The 15,099-nt window shown below is 58.7% G+C and carries 21 protein-coding genes; 1 reads left to right on the top strand and 20 read right to left on the bottom strand.

Going from position 1 to position 15,099, the window contains the following annotated elements; translation table 11 throughout:
- Positions 1 to 7: 7 nt before the first annotated feature.
- The 5 genes from ACR0FB_RS06260 to ACR0FB_RS06240 form a co-directional block, all read right to left on the bottom strand.
- The gene (locus ACR0FB_RS06260) at positions 8 to 1,366 is read right to left on the bottom strand and encodes a glutamine synthetase family protein (protein ID WP_171631301.1); all 1,359 of its coding nucleotides are present in this window, start codon (positions 1,364 to 1,366) and stop codon (positions 8 to 10) included.
- A complete protein-coding gene (locus ACR0FB_RS06255; RefSeq protein WP_480619771.1) occupies positions 1,366 to 2,046 on the bottom strand; it encodes a type 1 glutamine amidotransferase in 681 nt (226 codons plus the stop codon). Before ACR0FB_RS06255 ends, ACR0FB_RS06260 begins: the two co-directional genes overlap by 1 nt.
- A 58-nt stretch (positions 2,047 to 2,104) precedes the next feature.
- Positions 2,105 to 3,424 (bottom strand): glutamine synthetase family protein, encoded by a 1,320-nt coding sequence (locus ACR0FB_RS06250; protein WP_480619770.1) that lies wholly within the window; start codon positions 3,422 to 3,424, stop codon positions 2,105 to 2,107.
- A 133-nt stretch (positions 3,425 to 3,557) separates the two neighbouring features.
- Positions 3,558 to 5,744, bottom strand: a complete 2,187-nt coding sequence (locus ACR0FB_RS06245) for a xanthine dehydrogenase family protein molybdopterin-binding subunit (protein ID WP_171723002.1) — start codon at positions 5,742 to 5,744, stop codon at positions 3,558 to 3,560.
- 3 nt (positions 5,745 to 5,747) lie between these two features.
- Complete coding sequence (locus ACR0FB_RS06240; protein ID WP_171631310.1) at positions 5,748 to 6,212, bottom strand: (2Fe-2S)-binding protein; 465 nt, start codon at positions 6,210 to 6,212, stop codon at positions 5,748 to 5,750.
- 141 nt (positions 6,213 to 6,353) lie between these two features.
- On the opposite strand from ACR0FB_RS06240, the gene ACR0FB_RS06235 reads away from it, so the two are divergent.
- The gene (locus ACR0FB_RS06235) at positions 6,354 to 6,956 is read left to right on the top strand and encodes a TetR/AcrR family transcriptional regulator (RefSeq protein ID WP_171723003.1); all 603 of its coding nucleotides are present in this window, start codon (positions 6,354 to 6,356) and stop codon (positions 6,954 to 6,956) included.
- 249 nt (positions 6,957 to 7,205) lie between these two features.
- Here ACR0FB_RS06235 and ACR0FB_RS06230 read toward each other — a convergent pair whose 3' ends face one another.
- The 15 genes from ACR0FB_RS06230 to ACR0FB_RS06160 form a co-directional block, all read right to left on the bottom strand.
- Complete coding sequence (locus ACR0FB_RS06230; RefSeq protein WP_480619768.1) at positions 7,206 to 7,880, bottom strand: Mom family adenine methylcarbamoylation protein; 675 nt, start codon at positions 7,878 to 7,880, stop codon at positions 7,206 to 7,208.
- A 139-nt stretch (positions 7,881 to 8,019) separates the two neighbouring features.
- Positions 8,020 to 8,349, bottom strand: a complete 330-nt coding sequence (locus ACR0FB_RS06225) for a hypothetical protein (protein ID WP_480619766.1) — start codon at positions 8,347 to 8,349, stop codon at positions 8,020 to 8,022.
- Complete coding sequence (locus ACR0FB_RS06220) at positions 8,346 to 10,007, bottom strand: phage tail tape measure protein (RefSeq protein WP_480619764.1); 1,662 nt, start codon at positions 10,005 to 10,007, stop codon at positions 8,346 to 8,348. Before ACR0FB_RS06220 ends, ACR0FB_RS06225 begins: the two co-directional genes overlap by 4 nt.
- Positions 10,004 to 10,774 carry a hypothetical protein gene (locus ACR0FB_RS06215; protein ID WP_480619762.1) on the bottom strand — a complete coding sequence of 257 codons (771 nt, stop codon included), beginning with the start codon at positions 10,772 to 10,774 and terminating at the stop codon, positions 10,004 to 10,006. Before ACR0FB_RS06215 ends, ACR0FB_RS06220 begins: the two co-directional genes overlap by 4 nt.
- A 1-nt stretch (position 10,775) precedes the next feature.
- The gene (locus ACR0FB_RS06210; protein ID WP_480619760.1) at positions 10,776 to 11,042 is read right to left on the bottom strand and encodes a hypothetical protein; all 267 of its coding nucleotides are present in this window, start codon (positions 11,040 to 11,042) and stop codon (positions 10,776 to 10,778) included.
- Positions 11,026 to 11,217, bottom strand: a complete 192-nt coding sequence (locus tag ACR0FB_RS06205) for a hypothetical protein (protein ID WP_480619759.1) — start codon at positions 11,215 to 11,217, stop codon at positions 11,026 to 11,028. Before ACR0FB_RS06205 ends, ACR0FB_RS06210 begins: the two co-directional genes overlap by 17 nt.
- A complete protein-coding gene (locus tag ACR0FB_RS06200) occupies positions 11,214 to 11,378 on the bottom strand; it encodes a hypothetical protein (protein ID WP_480619757.1) in 165 nt (54 codons plus the stop codon). Before ACR0FB_RS06200 ends, ACR0FB_RS06205 begins: the two co-directional genes overlap by 4 nt.
- A 30-nt stretch (positions 11,379 to 11,408) precedes the next feature.
- Complete coding sequence (locus tag ACR0FB_RS06195) at positions 11,409 to 11,600, bottom strand: hypothetical protein (protein ID WP_480619755.1); 192 nt, start codon at positions 11,598 to 11,600, stop codon at positions 11,409 to 11,411.
- Positions 11,587 to 11,754, bottom strand: coding sequence for a hypothetical protein (locus tag ACR0FB_RS06190; protein ID WP_480619753.1), 168 nt, complete (start codon positions 11,752 to 11,754; stop codon positions 11,587 to 11,589). The genes ACR0FB_RS06195 and ACR0FB_RS06190 overlap by 14 nt, the downstream gene beginning before the upstream one ends.
- Complete coding sequence (locus tag ACR0FB_RS06185) at positions 11,741 to 11,863, bottom strand: hypothetical protein (protein ID WP_480619751.1); 123 nt, start codon at positions 11,861 to 11,863, stop codon at positions 11,741 to 11,743. Before ACR0FB_RS06185 ends, ACR0FB_RS06190 begins: the two co-directional genes overlap by 14 nt.
- The gene (locus ACR0FB_RS06180) at positions 11,860 to 12,099 is read right to left on the bottom strand and encodes a hypothetical protein (RefSeq protein ID WP_480619749.1); all 240 of its coding nucleotides are present in this window, start codon (positions 12,097 to 12,099) and stop codon (positions 11,860 to 11,862) included. The genes ACR0FB_RS06185 and ACR0FB_RS06180 overlap by 4 nt, the downstream gene beginning before the upstream one ends.
- A 4-nt stretch (positions 12,100 to 12,103) precedes the next feature.
- On the bottom strand, positions 12,104 to 13,441 hold the full coding sequence (locus tag ACR0FB_RS06175) for a phage major capsid protein (RefSeq protein WP_480619747.1): 1,338 nt from the start codon (positions 13,439 to 13,441) through the stop codon (positions 12,104 to 12,106).
- 8 nt (positions 13,442 to 13,449) lie between these two features.
- A complete protein-coding gene (locus ACR0FB_RS06170; RefSeq protein WP_480619745.1) occupies positions 13,450 to 13,689 on the bottom strand; it encodes a hypothetical protein in 240 nt (79 codons plus the stop codon).
- Positions 13,676 to 14,098, bottom strand: coding sequence for a hypothetical protein (locus tag ACR0FB_RS06165; protein ID WP_480619743.1), 423 nt, complete (start codon positions 14,096 to 14,098; stop codon positions 13,676 to 13,678). The genes ACR0FB_RS06170 and ACR0FB_RS06165 overlap by 14 nt, the downstream gene beginning before the upstream one ends.
- Positions 14,095 to 14,646 carry a hypothetical protein gene (locus ACR0FB_RS06160; RefSeq protein WP_480619742.1) on the bottom strand — a complete coding sequence of 184 codons (552 nt, stop codon included), beginning with the start codon at positions 14,644 to 14,646 and terminating at the stop codon, positions 14,095 to 14,097. The genes ACR0FB_RS06165 and ACR0FB_RS06160 overlap by 4 nt, the downstream gene beginning before the upstream one ends.
- Positions 14,647 to 15,099: the final 453 nt, after the last annotated feature.

Below are 15,099 nucleotides of genomic sequence, written 5' to 3'. Positions count from 1 at the left end.
GAAGGTCTCAGACGTTGATCAGCAGATGTTCACGTTCCCACGGAGAGATCACCTGTAGGAACTCCTCATACTCGGCCCGTTTGACGATGCCGTAAACGCGGGCGAATTCGGGGCCCAGAACCTCGTGCAGGGCGGTGGCTTCGTCGAACAGATCCAGCGCTTCGCCCATGACCTGCGGGATATCGCCCTCGCCTTCATAAGCGTCGCCATAGAACTGACGACGTGGGCGTTCCTGCTCGACCAGGCCAAGATAGCCGCAGGCCAGCGACAACGCGATGCCCAGATACGGGTTGCAATCCATCCCGGCGATGCGGTTCTCGACGCGCCGCGATTCCGGGCCGGACAGGGGCACGCGAATGCCGGTGGTGCGGTTGTCACGGGCCCATTCCAGGTTGATCGGTGCCGCGTGATCCTTCACATAGCGCCGGTAGGAATTCACATAAGGCGCCATGACCGCCAGACCGGAGGGCAGGTGGTTCTGCAAGCCGGCGATAAAGTGGTAAAACGCGTCTGTCTCACCCCCTTGAGGACCAGAGAAGATGTTCTGGCCGGTTTCCATGTCGATGATCGAGTGATGGATATGCATGGCCGAGCCCGGCTCTTCCTCGATCGGTTTTGCCATGAAGGTGGCAAAACAATTGTGGCGCAGCGCGGCCTCGCGGATCAGGCGTTTGAAATAGAAGACTTCATCGGCCAGTTTCACCGGATTGCCGTGACGCAGGTTGATTTCCAACTGCCCGGCGCCGCCTTCCTGGGTGATGCCGTCGATCTCGAACCCCTGATGCTCGGCGAAATCATAGATGTCGTCGATCACCGGGCCAAACTCGTCCACGGCCGTCATGGAATAGGCCTGTCGCGCCGCGGCCGGACGGCCGGAACGCCCCATCATGGGTTTGATGCCCTGCGCCGGGTCCACATTGGGGGCAACCAGAAAGAACTCCATCTCTGGTGCAACAACCGGCTTCCATCCCTTGTCATGATAAAGCTGCACAACACGCTTGAGCACGTTGCGCGGGCTGTAGGGGATCGGGTTGTCATCCCGGTCGTAGGCGTCGTGGATCACCTGCAATGTCCAATCCCCCGTCCACGGCGCAGCGGAAGTGGTCGAGAAATCGGGCTTCAGGATCATATCCTTTTCGATGAACCCGTCATCGCCGGCAGCTTCGCCCCAGCCCCCTGTGATGGTCTGGTAGAAGATGCTGTCGGGCAGGTGGAAATAGGATTGCTTTGCGAATTTTGATGCAGGCACCGCCTTGCCGCGCGCAATACCCGGCAGGTCCGAAATGATGCATTCAACTTCGTCCAGTCGTTGCCCATGGAAATATGCCTTTGCGGCTTCCGGCAGTTTATCAGTCCAATCAGCCATCAGGCTCTCTCTTTCTTTAGAAACTCGGCCATGTGGCGCGCGATTTTGGCGTTGTCGTCCGGGGCCGTCTCGCGATTTGCGGCTTCGCGCATCAGGTCTTCGGGTACCACGCCCTTGCCCCGTGTCCGCATCAGGCCTGCCACGAATCCGTTGGTGAATTCCGGGTGGGCCTGAACTGTCCAGATTGTATCCCCATAAGCCAGCATCGCGTTTTTGCAGAAGGCATTCCGGCCCAGAACCCGCGCTTCTTTCGGCAATTCGACAACCTGATCCTGGTGCCAGGCATTCAGCCATAGTCTGTTGCCGTCATATTCGTATTCCGTACGACCTACGGCCCATCCTTTCGAGAATTTCTCGACCTTGCCACCCAGTGCCTGAGCAATGATCTGATGGCCAAAGCAAACGCCGATCAGGGGTTTTCCACTTTCCCAGATCTCGCGCACCAACGCTTCCAGCGGGGCGATCCAGGGAAGGTCCTCGTAAACCCCGTGGCGCGATCCGGTAATGATCCATCCATCCGCATCATCCGCACCATCGGGGAAGGTGCCGTCCACGACGGCGAAGGTCACGAACTCGAACCCGTTGTCACGCAGCAACGCGGGGAAAAGTTCGTCATAATCCCCGAATTCTTCCTGTAGCACTTCGGGGGTGTGGCCGGTTTGTAGGATACCGATTTTCATGTGTCACCAAATTTGATCAAATTAATCCTAGCCGAGACTGGTTGACGCGGCAAGGGGGTCAAACCGTCTCGAGATAGCTCAACCAGTGATCCTCGGGTGGGATGTTCGCAAATCGGGTGATCTCTTGACGTTTGGTCATGGTCAGATAGCGGATCAGGACAGCGGGGAACAGCCGGGCCACCAAAGGATCCGTGGAGAACCTGTCAATCGCGCTCGACCAATCCGGCATCAGTTGAGGCAGGTCCGCGATGTCATAGGCGTTCCCCGTAATCGGGGCAGGGGGGATCAAGCCGTCCTCGATGCCGACAAGTGCCGCGCCCAGAACCGCAGTCAGCATCAGATACGGGTTTATGTCCCCGCCGGCGACACGGTGTTCGATGCGCCGTGCGGCCGGGGCCCCGCCCGGGATGCGAATGGCAGCGGTTCGGTTTTCATAGGCCCAGCAGGCGCCCGTGGGCGCATGTGCACCCGGTATGAGCCGTGTGTAGGAGTTGCCGTGGGGTGCAAATATCAGCGAGCTGCCCGGCATGGCTGCGACACAGCCAGCTACGGCAGACCGCAATATCTCGGTGCCTTCCGGCCCGTTGTTGTCGAACACATTGTGTCCGTTCTGGTCCACCACCGAGAAATGCACATGCATTCCGTTGCCTGCGTCATCGGCATAAGGTTTGGACATGAAGGTGGCCGCAAATCCGTGCCTGCGCGCCAACCCACGCGTCAATGCCTTGAAAAACCACGTATCATCGGCACAGCGCATGGCGTCCTGATGGTTCAGGTTGATCTCGAACTGGCCGATGCCGCTTTCGGAAATCGCCGTCTGCGCGGGGATGCCCATTGCGGCGCAGCCATCGTACAGGTCGGTAAAGAACGCCTCGAACGCGTCCATTTCGGCAACCGACAGAACGGCCTCATCCGCAAGGCGCCGCCCTGTGATCGGATTCACCGGTGGTTGCGGCTGCGCGCCAGAAGCGTCAACGAGTGTGAACTCCAACTCTGTCGCGGCAACAACGGACCAGCCGCGTTGCGCATAGCGGTCGAGTATGGCGGACAGGGCATGCCGCGGGTCGCCCGGGAAGGGCACGCCGTCATCATCATACAGACACATCGGAACCAGCGCTGTTTCCGTATCCAGCCAGGGCACGGGGACCGGGCCGCGTTCGGTCGGGCGCAGCACCCCATCTGCGTCGCCGGTTTCAAAGACCAGCGGGCTTCCTTCGATATCAGCGCCCCACAAGTCTACGTTCAGTGCCGAAAACGGCATTCGCACGGCGCCTTTTCCCAGTTTGTCGGCATAGCCAGGGGGCACGCGTTTGCCACGCATTTGACCGTTCAGGTCACATGCGGCGACGCGAAAATTGTGCAGGGCTCTCAGATCCATTGGGGGCTCCGTCGGTGAAACTCCCCAGTGATTTACTTCAATGGATGTGCTTTGTCACCAAATTTGATCAAATTTTGGCTTGGGTTTTCAAGGAACGCCCCGCGCCGGTACAGACCGGCGCGGAGAGCTGTTTTCAGGCAAAGCTTACGCCATGTTCTTCCATGGGCAATTGCGCCACATGCAAACCTGACAGGGCTTTGATCGCATTGGCCAAAGCCGGTGCTGACGGTGGCGTGCCGGGTTCTCCGACGCCGGTCGGTGCTTCGGCCGATGGCACGATATGCACGTCGATTGCGGCAATATCCCCGATGCGCAGCGGTTCGTAATCCGGGAAGTTGTATTGATCCACCGCCCCACTTGTCAGGGTGATCTGGTCACGCATCACATGGCCAATGCCATAGCCGATGCCGCCTTCCATCTGGGCCCGCACGATATCGGGGTTCACGGCGATACCGCAATCCACGGCACAAGTGACCTTTTCAATCCTGATGCCATTTTCCGGATCGCCCGAGATTTCGACCACTTCAGCCGCGTAAGACCCAAAGGACTTGTGAACGGCAATCCCCTGCGACCGGCCCTCTGGCGCATTGCCCCAGTTTGCCTTTTCGGCCGCCAGCTTCAAAACAGCTGCTTTGCGCTGCTGGTCCAGGTTGCTGCTGTCGGAAAGATGGGCCAGACGGAATTCCACCGGATCACGACCGGCGGCCTCGGCCACCAGATCCATCATGGTTTCCATCGTATAGGCGGTGTGGGTGTGCCCGACCGAGCGCCACCACAGAACCGTCGTCGCCTTTGGCGTGTCGGTCAGACCCACCGCCATGCCGGGGATGCTGTAGGGGCTGTCCGAAACGCCTTCGACCGAGCTGTGGTCGATGCCGTCATGAACCAGAACAGCCTCGAACGGGGTGCCCTTGATTACGGATTGGCCGGCAATCTGGTGCTGCCACCCGACGATGTTGCCTTCGGCGTCCAGACCCACACGAACCTTGTGGCCAAAGGCCGGTCGGTAATACCCGCTGCGAATGTCGTCTTCGCGCGTCCAGACCAGTTTCACCGGGCGAGAGCGGTCAGTGACGACAAAGGCCAGGGCGGCCTCGACCTGATAATCCGCATCCGGGGTGGCGCGGCGCCCGAAAGACCCGCCTGCCAGCATGGTTTTGATGTGGATCTTCTCGGCGGGCAGGCCAAAGATTTGCTGGTAGGCCATATGAGGACCCGTCGGCATCTGTGCCCCGTCATGCAGAACGATGTCTCCGTCTGCGGTCTGCTCGATGGTGCAGTTCAGCGGTTCCATAGGGGCATGGGCCAGCAGTGGGAAGTAGAACGTTTTTTCGACGACCTTGTCCGCTCCGTCGATGGCGGCTGCCACAGCGGCAAAATCCGCCTTGTTGACATTATACGTGGGCTCAGCCTCCAGCGCGTCCATGATCTCGGCCTTGATCTGGTCCGAGTTGCGGGTTTCCGCGCCGGACATGTCCCATTCGACCTCAAGCGCATCGCGTGCCTGAATCGCGGCCCAGGTGTTCTCGGCGTACACCGCGACGCCCGCCTGATTGGGCAGAACAGCGGCGCTGATATAGCCTTTGACCTCTTTCGATGCGCTGTCATCAAAGCCCAGCGCGATGCCGCCCTTCGCTTCGGGGCGTTTGATCATGGCGATCATCTGGTTGGGCAGGTGAACGTCCATGGCAAACATCGCCTGGCCGTTGCTTTTGATTGCCGTATCCTTGCGGCGCACCGTTTCATTTCCGATCAGACGGAATTCGGACGGGTCCTTCAGGCGTGGCTCTGCCGGAGCGTCCAGTTGCGACGCAGCAGACACAAATTCAGCGATCGGAGCCGACTTGTCGCCTGCCTTCACGATGCCGTCTTCGATGGTGATGCCAGATGAATCCACGCCCCAGCTTTGCGCGGCGGCGTTGATCAGCATTTCGCGCGCGGCAGCACCGGCCTGACGGTATTGCAGCCACGAATTCGCCATCGCGGTCGAACCGCCGGTGCCCTGGAACGGGCCGAACAGCAGGTTGTTGTAGACATTCGGATCCGAGGGGGCGAACTCGTACTCGATCTGATCCATGGTCAGGCCGATTTCTTCGGCAATCAGCGTCGGCAGTCCGGTCGCCGGGCCCTGACCTTTTTCAAAATGTTTGACAATGGCGGTTACGGTGCCATCGGCATCGATCTTCACAAATGGATTGAACTGCGCGGTCTCGGACGAGGCCGCGGCCAGCGCACCGTCCGGACGGGCGCCAACCAGCAGGACGGCACCGGCAGCGGCGGCGCCTTTCAGAAATCCACGGCGAGAGGTGTTGATGGTCATGGATCAGGCCTCCAGAATTTCAGACGCGCGTTGGATGCCGGCGCGGATGCGTTGATAGGTGGCGCAGCGGCAGGCATTGCCGGACATGTACTCGTCAATCTCCTGGACCGACGGCTTCGGGTTCTCGGACAACAGCCCGACAGCCGACATCACCTGACCCGACTGGCAATAGCCGCACTGGACGACATCCAGTTCGACCCAGGCCTGTTGTACGGCAGCACCGATCTTGTCGTCACCGACAGCTTCGATAGTCGTGACTTCGGCGTCTTCGACGTCTTCAATGAATGTCTGACAGGAACGGACGGGCTCACCATTCACGTGCACGGTGCAGGCCCCGCAGGATGCCACGCCGCAGCCGAATTTTGTGCCGGTCAGTTTCAGTTCGTCTCGGATCACCCAGAGAAGAGGCGTTCCGGGTTCGGCATCAACCTCGAGGGTCGTGCCGTTCAGGTTCAATTTAAGAGCCATGATCAGGGGGTCTCCTGTTGGTGCTGGTTTCCGTAATTGGTAAACTCGCAGGTTTACTTATGGCATATGGTTTTGCCTCTGTAAACTCCTGCGTTTACCTAGTGTTTGACCAGGGCACGTCAATAGGTCTATAGCTCTGACATGAACGAATGCAGCGCACAGAATGCGTCCAAGCGCGCACAGATCATCGAAGCTGCCGTGGCCGAGTTCCAGGAAAAGGGCTTTGCCGCGGCCAGTATGGATCGCATTTCAGCAAGGGCCGAAGTGTCCAAGCGTACGCTGTACAAGTACTTTGAAAGTAAAGAAAACCTGTTCCGCTCCATCGTGGTCGAATTGTCCAGCCGCTTTGCTGAAGTGCTGGAAATTCGGTATGAAAAAGGTCGCGATATTCGTACGCAACTGACTGAACTGGCCTGGGCCGAAGGGCGCATTCTGATGCGGCCCGATGTTATCGCGATGGCCCGGATGGTGATCAGCGAAACCTTGCGCAACCCGACGCTTGCGGCGGAAGCGCAGGGCAAGCTGGACAAGACAGCGACATTCATTGCCATGCTCAAAGATGCGGCAGAGGATGGGCAGCTTCGGATCGATGATCCGGAACGGGCCGGGCGCGAATTCATCGGCCTGATCAAGGCGCGCGCCTTCTGGCCACTGCTGTTTACGGGTGGGGCGCTCAGCGAAGCCGAGATGACGGAAACGATCGAAAGCAGTGTCCAGATGGTGATGAGCCGATATGGTGTCTAATCGATAGCAACTCACTGATGATGGTCGCAGTCGGGACGTCGTCAGAGGAATGTGTTAGGGCTTTTCGACTTGATTCGGGTGGGCAAAGCCACTGACAGTCCATCGGATTTCGAAGCATAGCAGGACGGAGGCGTTGCTGTGACATGCAAGGCAACACAGGCTGCGCGTTTAAGCGTGGCACCCATGATGGATGGCAGCTAATACCCCATAAAATCAGATATTTACGTTACGTCGTGTGCAATTGGTGTGCTATTTCGCCCAATGCGCACCGACCCGACATTTGGCGCTGCAAAATTTGCTGGTGCTGCGTGACGGTTGGTACCGTGATCCGCACTGGTCGCAGGATCGCTTGTCACGCATGCCTTTTCGCGCCCGGTATGCCTTCATGTGTTCCGCAGCCGTAGCGGTACCCCGGCGTCCCTCATATCCGTTGACGATGGCTTTGCGGGTCTGTGCCTCAGTTAGTGGCACGAACGGCACCACAGCCCACGGACAGGCCGGTCCAAGGCTGTACCGGTGCTTCATGCCAGTTCGGTACCAGTTCGCGCCACGGCGTCTGGTGCTGGCCCGCGACAGGCCATGATAGGACCAGTTGCAGGCGCGATAGATCGCACCGTTATGGCCGCGTGACGGATCGGCATAGCTGACCAGTGTCACGGCACCCAGCAACCGCACAGCACCCGAGACAAGGCGGCTGGCTTCATTGCGTCGGTTGTCGGTCAGGGCCAGCCGGTTCAACTCATAATCGGCCCAAATTGCAGCGCTGCGATCAACGGGCGGGCCGAACGTGACGGCACCGCACAGCACACCATCCAAGAACAGGCCAAACGCCCTCTGGATCACTGGATGCGCCTTGCCTGCGTAGTGATGGCGGGCGATCAGATCGCGGGCCGTGTCGTTCGATATGGGTCTGACTTCGTACATCGTCCCTAACGGTTAAGCGTTAGAATGTCGGATGTAAAATTGCCCGTCACGTGCCGCATACACGTGACGGGCTTGACCTACGGGCCGACGCACTGGGCGAAGGAATAAAAAGCCCGCTTGGTCGCATTGGTCAGGTCGGTTAAGGTACTCGCGTTTCAATGACAGTAAGGCGGGGTTGCGATGGCACGAATTGGCGCGGTATGGGCTGACCGCCTAAGAGCCGCAGCAGGGTCACCAGATCGGTCCACGCGGAACGCATCACCTGATCCACGATCCCACCAGCCGACAGGGCAAGCGACACGCGGTACTGGTCAAGCACTTGGAACTTTCCGTCGATCTGGATCGACACGATCAGGTCAGGGTGCGACCGCGACTCCCAAACGCCTACATTGACCGCAACGCCTGCGTCTTCAAACGGTGACAGGGCGTCGGTCAACTCGGCCCGTATGTCGGTGCAGAAATCCATCATGTAAACCGTCGTTTAGCGGCCCAGCCTTGGTCAATTGCGCGAGACATTGGGCCTTGGCCGGTTGCGGCCTGACGTACGAAATTCTGTTCCGCAGCTTCGACCGCCTTGCCGATGATAATTTGCGTTTCGGTGTCCGATACCTGTCGAGTCTCAACCTGTGCGCCGGTGTTGTTCACGATGTTGATCACGGGCGCAACGGCACCAACGCCCAAATTGCCCGATCCGTCACGTCTCAGGGGCGCAATGGCTTCAGGGCCAGCTTCACCCATCAGGCCGGTCCCGCCTGTCATCGGGAACATAGTCGGGCTGTTGACCACACCACCCTTGGCGAACATCTGCACCTGTGTCCCACCGTCGAACACACCACCCTTGGCGAACGCGGCACCACCACCGCTAAAGTTGATGCCGGGGAATGCCAGCGACAGGCTTTGCATGATCGCCCACTTCGCAACGAGTCGGGCCATTTCCCTGACCATAGATTTGACCAGTTCTTTCATACGAATCTCACCCTGTTCCAACTGATCCAAGAACGTATCGACCCCGTTTTCCACGACACTGACAAAGCTGGCTTCAAGGTTGTTCTTCATCACGTCGGACCAATTGTCGTATTCCATGATGGCCTTTTCGACCTGTGGTAACATCCGTTCAATCGCGCGGGTAATCTCATCGACCTGTTCGGCACCGCCACCAGCGGCCCGTCCAGCGGCCTTATCGACCGGCAAGGTGTAACCGCTCTGGATACGGTCACGGAATGCCTGTTGGCCCGCACCGTACGACTCACGGTCGAAACGGCCCTGCAATCCACCGTTGGCCTGATTGATTGTTGCTGACGCCTGTGCGGCCCGTACAAACTCGCCCGCCATTGCTGCGGCACGATCCACCAGACCATTCAACGTGCCAAGCATGGAATCCAGTTCCACCTTGATCATGTCCATCGGGTTCAGCATTTCCGACCAGCGTTTGTTCGATGCGGCAATCTCCGCTTCGACCTGTTCCAGAATGGCCCGTTGTTCATCGTAAGACCGCAGCGTTTTGTTCGCTTCGATGATGATTTCACGCTGACGCAACAGGATGCGGTTCAGGGCCGCTGACTGTTCCATCGTGGCGTTGTTGATGACCCGCTGGATGTCGGCCACCCGTTGCAGGGCATCCCGACGCGCACGGGCAGCAACCAGTTCTTCGGGCGATTCCACACCTAGCCGCAACCGGTCAATTTCATCGATCAGGTTTTGCAGGCTGTCAGACGTTTTCTCGGCTTCTTCACCAAACCAGCCAAGGTTTTTACCCAACGGAATGATTGCAGCCGCTGCGGCACCAAGGATCGCCGCCCACGGGCCGAACGCACCCAGAATTTGCGATCCCTGCTGTGCAAAGATGCGGGTCCAGTGCGTCCCCATTTCCATTTGTACGGCGATGTCCGCGACCTGATAGGATGCGTTTTGCATCGACGCACCAAGGCGTCGGTTCATGTTGGCAGCACGACCCGAAGCACGGCCATAGTTTTGCAGACCCTTTTCATACGACTTCATCGCCCGTTGGGCTTGGTCGATTTCCTTGGTCATCTTGCTCAAGGTCGCGCTGGCCTGTCGGACCTGTGCGCGGACCTGATCGGCGTCCAAATCGAGAATGACGCGGTGATAGGCTGTTGTGTTGGTCATTTCTTATTCCTTTTGCGTCTGCGGTATCGCGTCGGGCTGGCAATGCGATTCGTAAACGACCCAAGCGGGCCGATTTCAATAATCGGATACATCAGCGGATGGCCTGTGTGCGTGGTCAGACCGGATTGGATGTAGCGGTGCTGGATGCTCACATCTTCGGCGGCACCTTTGCGCAGCATCCGACGCACCGCCTGCGCCATCACTCCGTCTTTGTGGTAGCGTTCCATCTTGCCCGCATACGGCACGTCATTGATGATGACGTACCGGTTGGGGTTGGTGTTCTGGCGGTCAATGGTTGATGGATCGACAGGCCGACCATCGGCAAACATCTGAAACCGGGACTCATATAGCCCCGACTTACGCCACTTGCGGGCAATGTTCAGGGTCAGTAACCACGCCTCTTGCGCACGACGGGCCATCGCACCGGAGTCGGGCCGCTCGGCATATACGATTGATCCGCCAAATTTCACATTACGTGGCGGTTTTTGGTACCCGTCCACAATCACCGCGACTTCTTCGGTCTTCTGGAAATGGCCTTCGTCTTGCAGGGCTTTGAACCGCACATTGGCCTGTTCGATGTGTTCGCTGCGCACCTTGTTGACGATGTTTTCAGCCAGTTGGTTGAACAGGACATTCTGCGCCAGTTTGCGGCCAAGATGGACCGGGTTTTCCTTGATCACTTTCGGCGTCGGCAGCAAACGCGGTGCTTGGACATTCTTGCGATACGCCCCGCGCGGTATCTTTCGCAATGTCGCAAGCCGTGCCACGTCAATTCACCTTTCTGCTATCCACCTGGTAACTGAGAATTGCCGCCACCAACGCCTGTGGGTCGTCCTGCTTCACGCCGCTGTCGGCCAGATGTTGCGCCAGCGCGTTGCCGCCATCACTGGGCCACGGATCGCTGCGCAGTTGCGACCAAATCAACTGGCAAAGCTGGGTCATCTGGGCCGCAAACGTCTGGTCGTCCGGGGCCTGCCATGCGACCGCCATCGACAAGCCAACCAACGGGTAAATCTGTTCAAGATCGGTTTGCATCGGCCACCCGCTTTTTAATCTCATACCGGATCGCGTTCGCCGCTTTGACCAACCCAGCCGCCCGAGTCTCGGACTCGCGATCTTCAAGCTGACTGATCGTCAGGGTGCGGAACGCGTACGGGTCGTGATTCGGGCTTGCTTTGACTCGCTGGGTCTGTTGGGCGCGGGGGTTCATTCCAGAAAATCCTTCCGTCCTGACTCCTTGGTGGCTTCGTTCCAGATGCGCACGTACTCGGCCCATGTGAGCGGTCGGCCCAACTCTTTCTGAACGGCCAGTGCCAGCGCGTCCCGGTCGATCTGTGGCTTGCGGGGTCTGCGTTTGGGCGTTGGTGTCATATCGAAAGGCATCCTGTCAGTTTCCTTCGGTTACGGTGTCAGATCGCTGGCCAGCACGTAGACGGGCCAGAACCGCGCCGGGTTCAATCCCTCTGACCGACCGACTTGGCGCAGATCGGCCACCGACGGGCCTTTGACCGGGATGAACAGATCGAAGTCGGTGGTTTCGATCTGGTGCGGGCGCAGCACACCCGCCTTGGTGTAGCTGTTAATCATGGCCATCGTCCGAGTCCTTCCGTGTGGTCCGTTCGTGCCGTGGCGTGAACAGTTCGTCGTTATTGGGCGGGGTTTTCTGCTTGCTGTAGTCATCGACCAACATGCTGGCGTCGTACCGACCGGCCAGCCCCTTTTGACCGTGGCGTTCAATCACTTTCATCTTCTTCATCCGATGCTGGTGGTGGGGGTTCTGCAAACCCGGCGCAATTCGGAAAGCCGCAATCCGGGTAGTTGCAGTTCGGAAAGCCGCAATCCGGGTAATTGCTCATTTGCGTTTCCCCTTCTTGGCGGGTTTAACGGGCGTGGCGGGCAACCATTGGCTTGCCTTGACGCGTTCGTCTTTTCCCGTGGCAGACATCCAGCAGACCGTCTGGTTCGGGTTCACACCCGCAGCAACCAACGCCTTGCCGATTTCTTCGCGGTTGTTGGCCATTGTGGTCACACCGTCGATCCAAACGGCACTGACGGTGCTGTGGCGGTGTTCGGTGATGCTTACCTGTCTCATGCGATCACCACGCTACTGCGGTCAGATACGCAGCCGTTCCGGTGCGCAGCATGCCGTGCGTGATCGGTTGGACCATGCGTAAAATCGTGGCGTTTACTTGGAAGGAACTGATGACCTGTGCGCCCGCTGTTGCGGCATCGCTGACGTGGATCGATCCACCCGTGTCGTTGATCGCGTTTTCATCCAACATTTGCGGTGCGCCCGTGGCGTCATCGGCCAGAACCACCGTTGCCGTGCCGTTGGTGTCGATTTCAGGTGCGGGCAAATACGACGCGAAATCTGCCAGATCAATCACGAAAATATGGTCGGTCGGTGCCGTCGCAGAAACGATCAGCGGCAAGCCGAACAACTCGCCCCGCTCCACTTCATCACGGAACAGGAACACACCGGCTTCACGCATCATACGCAGCCGTTGCGCCCGCATGTTGTCCATGATCAGGACCGGGTTGCGCGGACGCGTTGCGGTGATCACGCCTGTCAGATACGCAATGTCCGCGATCACGTTGTCCAGACCGGTACCAGCGGACGGTTGGTTGGCGGCACCATTGAACGGCGATCCGGGTGTGATCCCCGATACCGGGCCGTTCGCCGGGTTCAGCACATAGGCGTCCAGCATTTCGGCGGTGTCGGCTACCACGTTCCGACGGATCACCGACTCGATGCTGGGTGTGCTTGTGTCGCGCAGTTCGTTGGTGAAGACGGACAGCACGGCCATTTTCAGCCGGTTGAATGTGACCGATCCGACCACGCCAGATTTGACCGGGATGGTTGCGCCCTGTCCGACAAAAGACCCGCTTACGTCACCCGTGCCGGGGTTGGTCGGCATTGTCAGGCTGGACAGATCAGCCATCGGCAACGGAACACCACCAGCAGCCATAGCGGCATAGACCGAAACGGGCCGCAGTTCTTCAACCCACGGGCCAACGTCGTTGTTGACCAGTTCAGCAGCCCAACCGGCATCAACCGTGCTGGCCGGTGCTGTCGCAGCTTTCCGTTGCAGTTTGCCGGGTTCGCCGGGGAACAGTTCTTCGGCCACCTGTTCGATGCTGCGTTGGCTGAAATGGGCCGTGGCACGGGCAAACGCCACGTCGGTGGGTTTCGGTACCTTTACGGTCCCTTTGACCTGTGGCGGACGTGGTGCCTGCACAGTGACCGCAACGGGTCGATCCGCCTGCGCTTTCAGCGCTGCATTTTCAGCCTTCAGGGCCGCATGTTCGCGGGCGATCCGTGGTGCATCCTTAGCCACGGCCAGTGCGTCATCGAACGCTGCGGCCTTGGTCTCTTGCATCAGAATTTGGGCCGCTTTGTCGTCGCTGTCACGGCGGCGGGTGGTGTTGCTCATTGCTGCATTCATAGGTCCAGACTCCCCAGTTGTTTGGCCGCTGTCTTGCGGAACAGGTCAGCCCATGTTGGATGATCGCGGACGAAATCCTTGCCGCGTGTTTCGTAGAACCGGCGAACTTTGGTCTTCGCCATTTCCTTTGCGGTTTGGCTGTCGTGGCCAGCCAGACGGAACAGGGCCGTTTCTTTGACCAGCTTAGACCGGATCGCCTGCGGCATGTCGTGGATGATGCGTTTAGGCATTCCCATTGCGGACCCCTTCCATTGTCTTGCGGTGCTGGTCGGCCATACGTTCAAGCGTGGCTTCGTCCAATGGCGCGTCGTCGCCCATGAAGCTGTCGATTTCTCGCTGGATGCTGGCGGCTGTGTCGGCCTTGCGTACGTCCAACGCCTTTTCCAGCACGTCGATACGGTTCAGCAATGGCCGGATCGTCTTGGCGATCACACGGGCCGTGGCGTCCTGCTGCTTGACCTGTTCGGCCCGTAGCTGCGCCATCATGGCGTCGATCAGGGCGGCACCGGCTGGGCTGGCTGTCTTGGTCGCTGCGTCGTACAAGACCGCGTGATCCGATTGCTGTGGCACGCCTTTGTTGAACGCGGGTCCACCGGGCAGGTCGAACGGGTTCACGTCACCGCTGTTACGGAAAGGGTTTGTCATGCGCGTTTCCTCGCTACGGTTTTCCACGCCATAAAGTCGCGGTGCTTGGCGCGAACGGCTGGGTTGTTTTTGTCGAATGAATGCTTGGCCAGTGCCGCCAGATAATCCGCCATCGCGTCGGTCACCCGCAGATCGTCTTCGGCCCCATTAAGGCGATCTTCGGCCCGATCCGCTGCGTCGTTGGCTGTCTTGGCTATGGCGTCCAGTTGGTCGGCCAAATGCTGAACGGATTCAGCATTCATACGATGCAGATCGGCGCACCGTTGGAGCAGGGTATCAGTAACAGCGTTACCGTTTTGCACCCCACCGCGCAGCACATTGGCGGCACGTTGGTACCGCGTTGCAGCCGCACGGGTGTCATCAATGGCCCGTTGTGCGCGATCCTGATCGTGTTTGAACTTGGCGGTTGCTTTGATCCGCTGTTCGAACGCGCCCTGAACGCCGTCTTGTTCGGCGCGGGATGCAGAGTCGAGTTGTTGGCGGGTGTGGCCGACGCTTTTGACCACCGAATTAACGGCTCTGGTCGCGGTATGTTGGTGTACTGCCATCGCGTCGGTCCTTCTCAGGTTGCCGACAGCATGGACCCCACATATGGTGTCTGTCTAGATTTTGAGTCGTACATAAACGAAATAAATCAATATGTTAGGTTATAGGATTTTGGCTATATGCTACCAGATGCAGTTACCAGGTGGCGGTTGTTTTCACAACGCTGTGAAGACGGATCGTGAAAATCGGTTTCCACCGGAATCGAAACCTAATCGCGAAATTTTGGGCGGTCGGTTTCACAGCGTTGTGAAACCTAATCGTCAAATTTTGTCTGATCTGGTCCAGCGATTCCAGCGTTTCACATCGTCCAAACACTGCTGGCTGCACATCCGTTCCCCGCGAAAATGGTACACGTCGGTTGGTTGGCACAGTGTACCGCATCCCGCGCAAAGTTGTTTGGCCCGCTGGATGATCGCACGGTCTTTCTGGCTGAAACCTTGTGTCAACCGATTGGG

It is taken from the genome of Ruegeria sp. P10, assembly GCF_056534925.1.
This window is presented reverse-complemented; position numbering and strand designations above follow the sequence as displayed.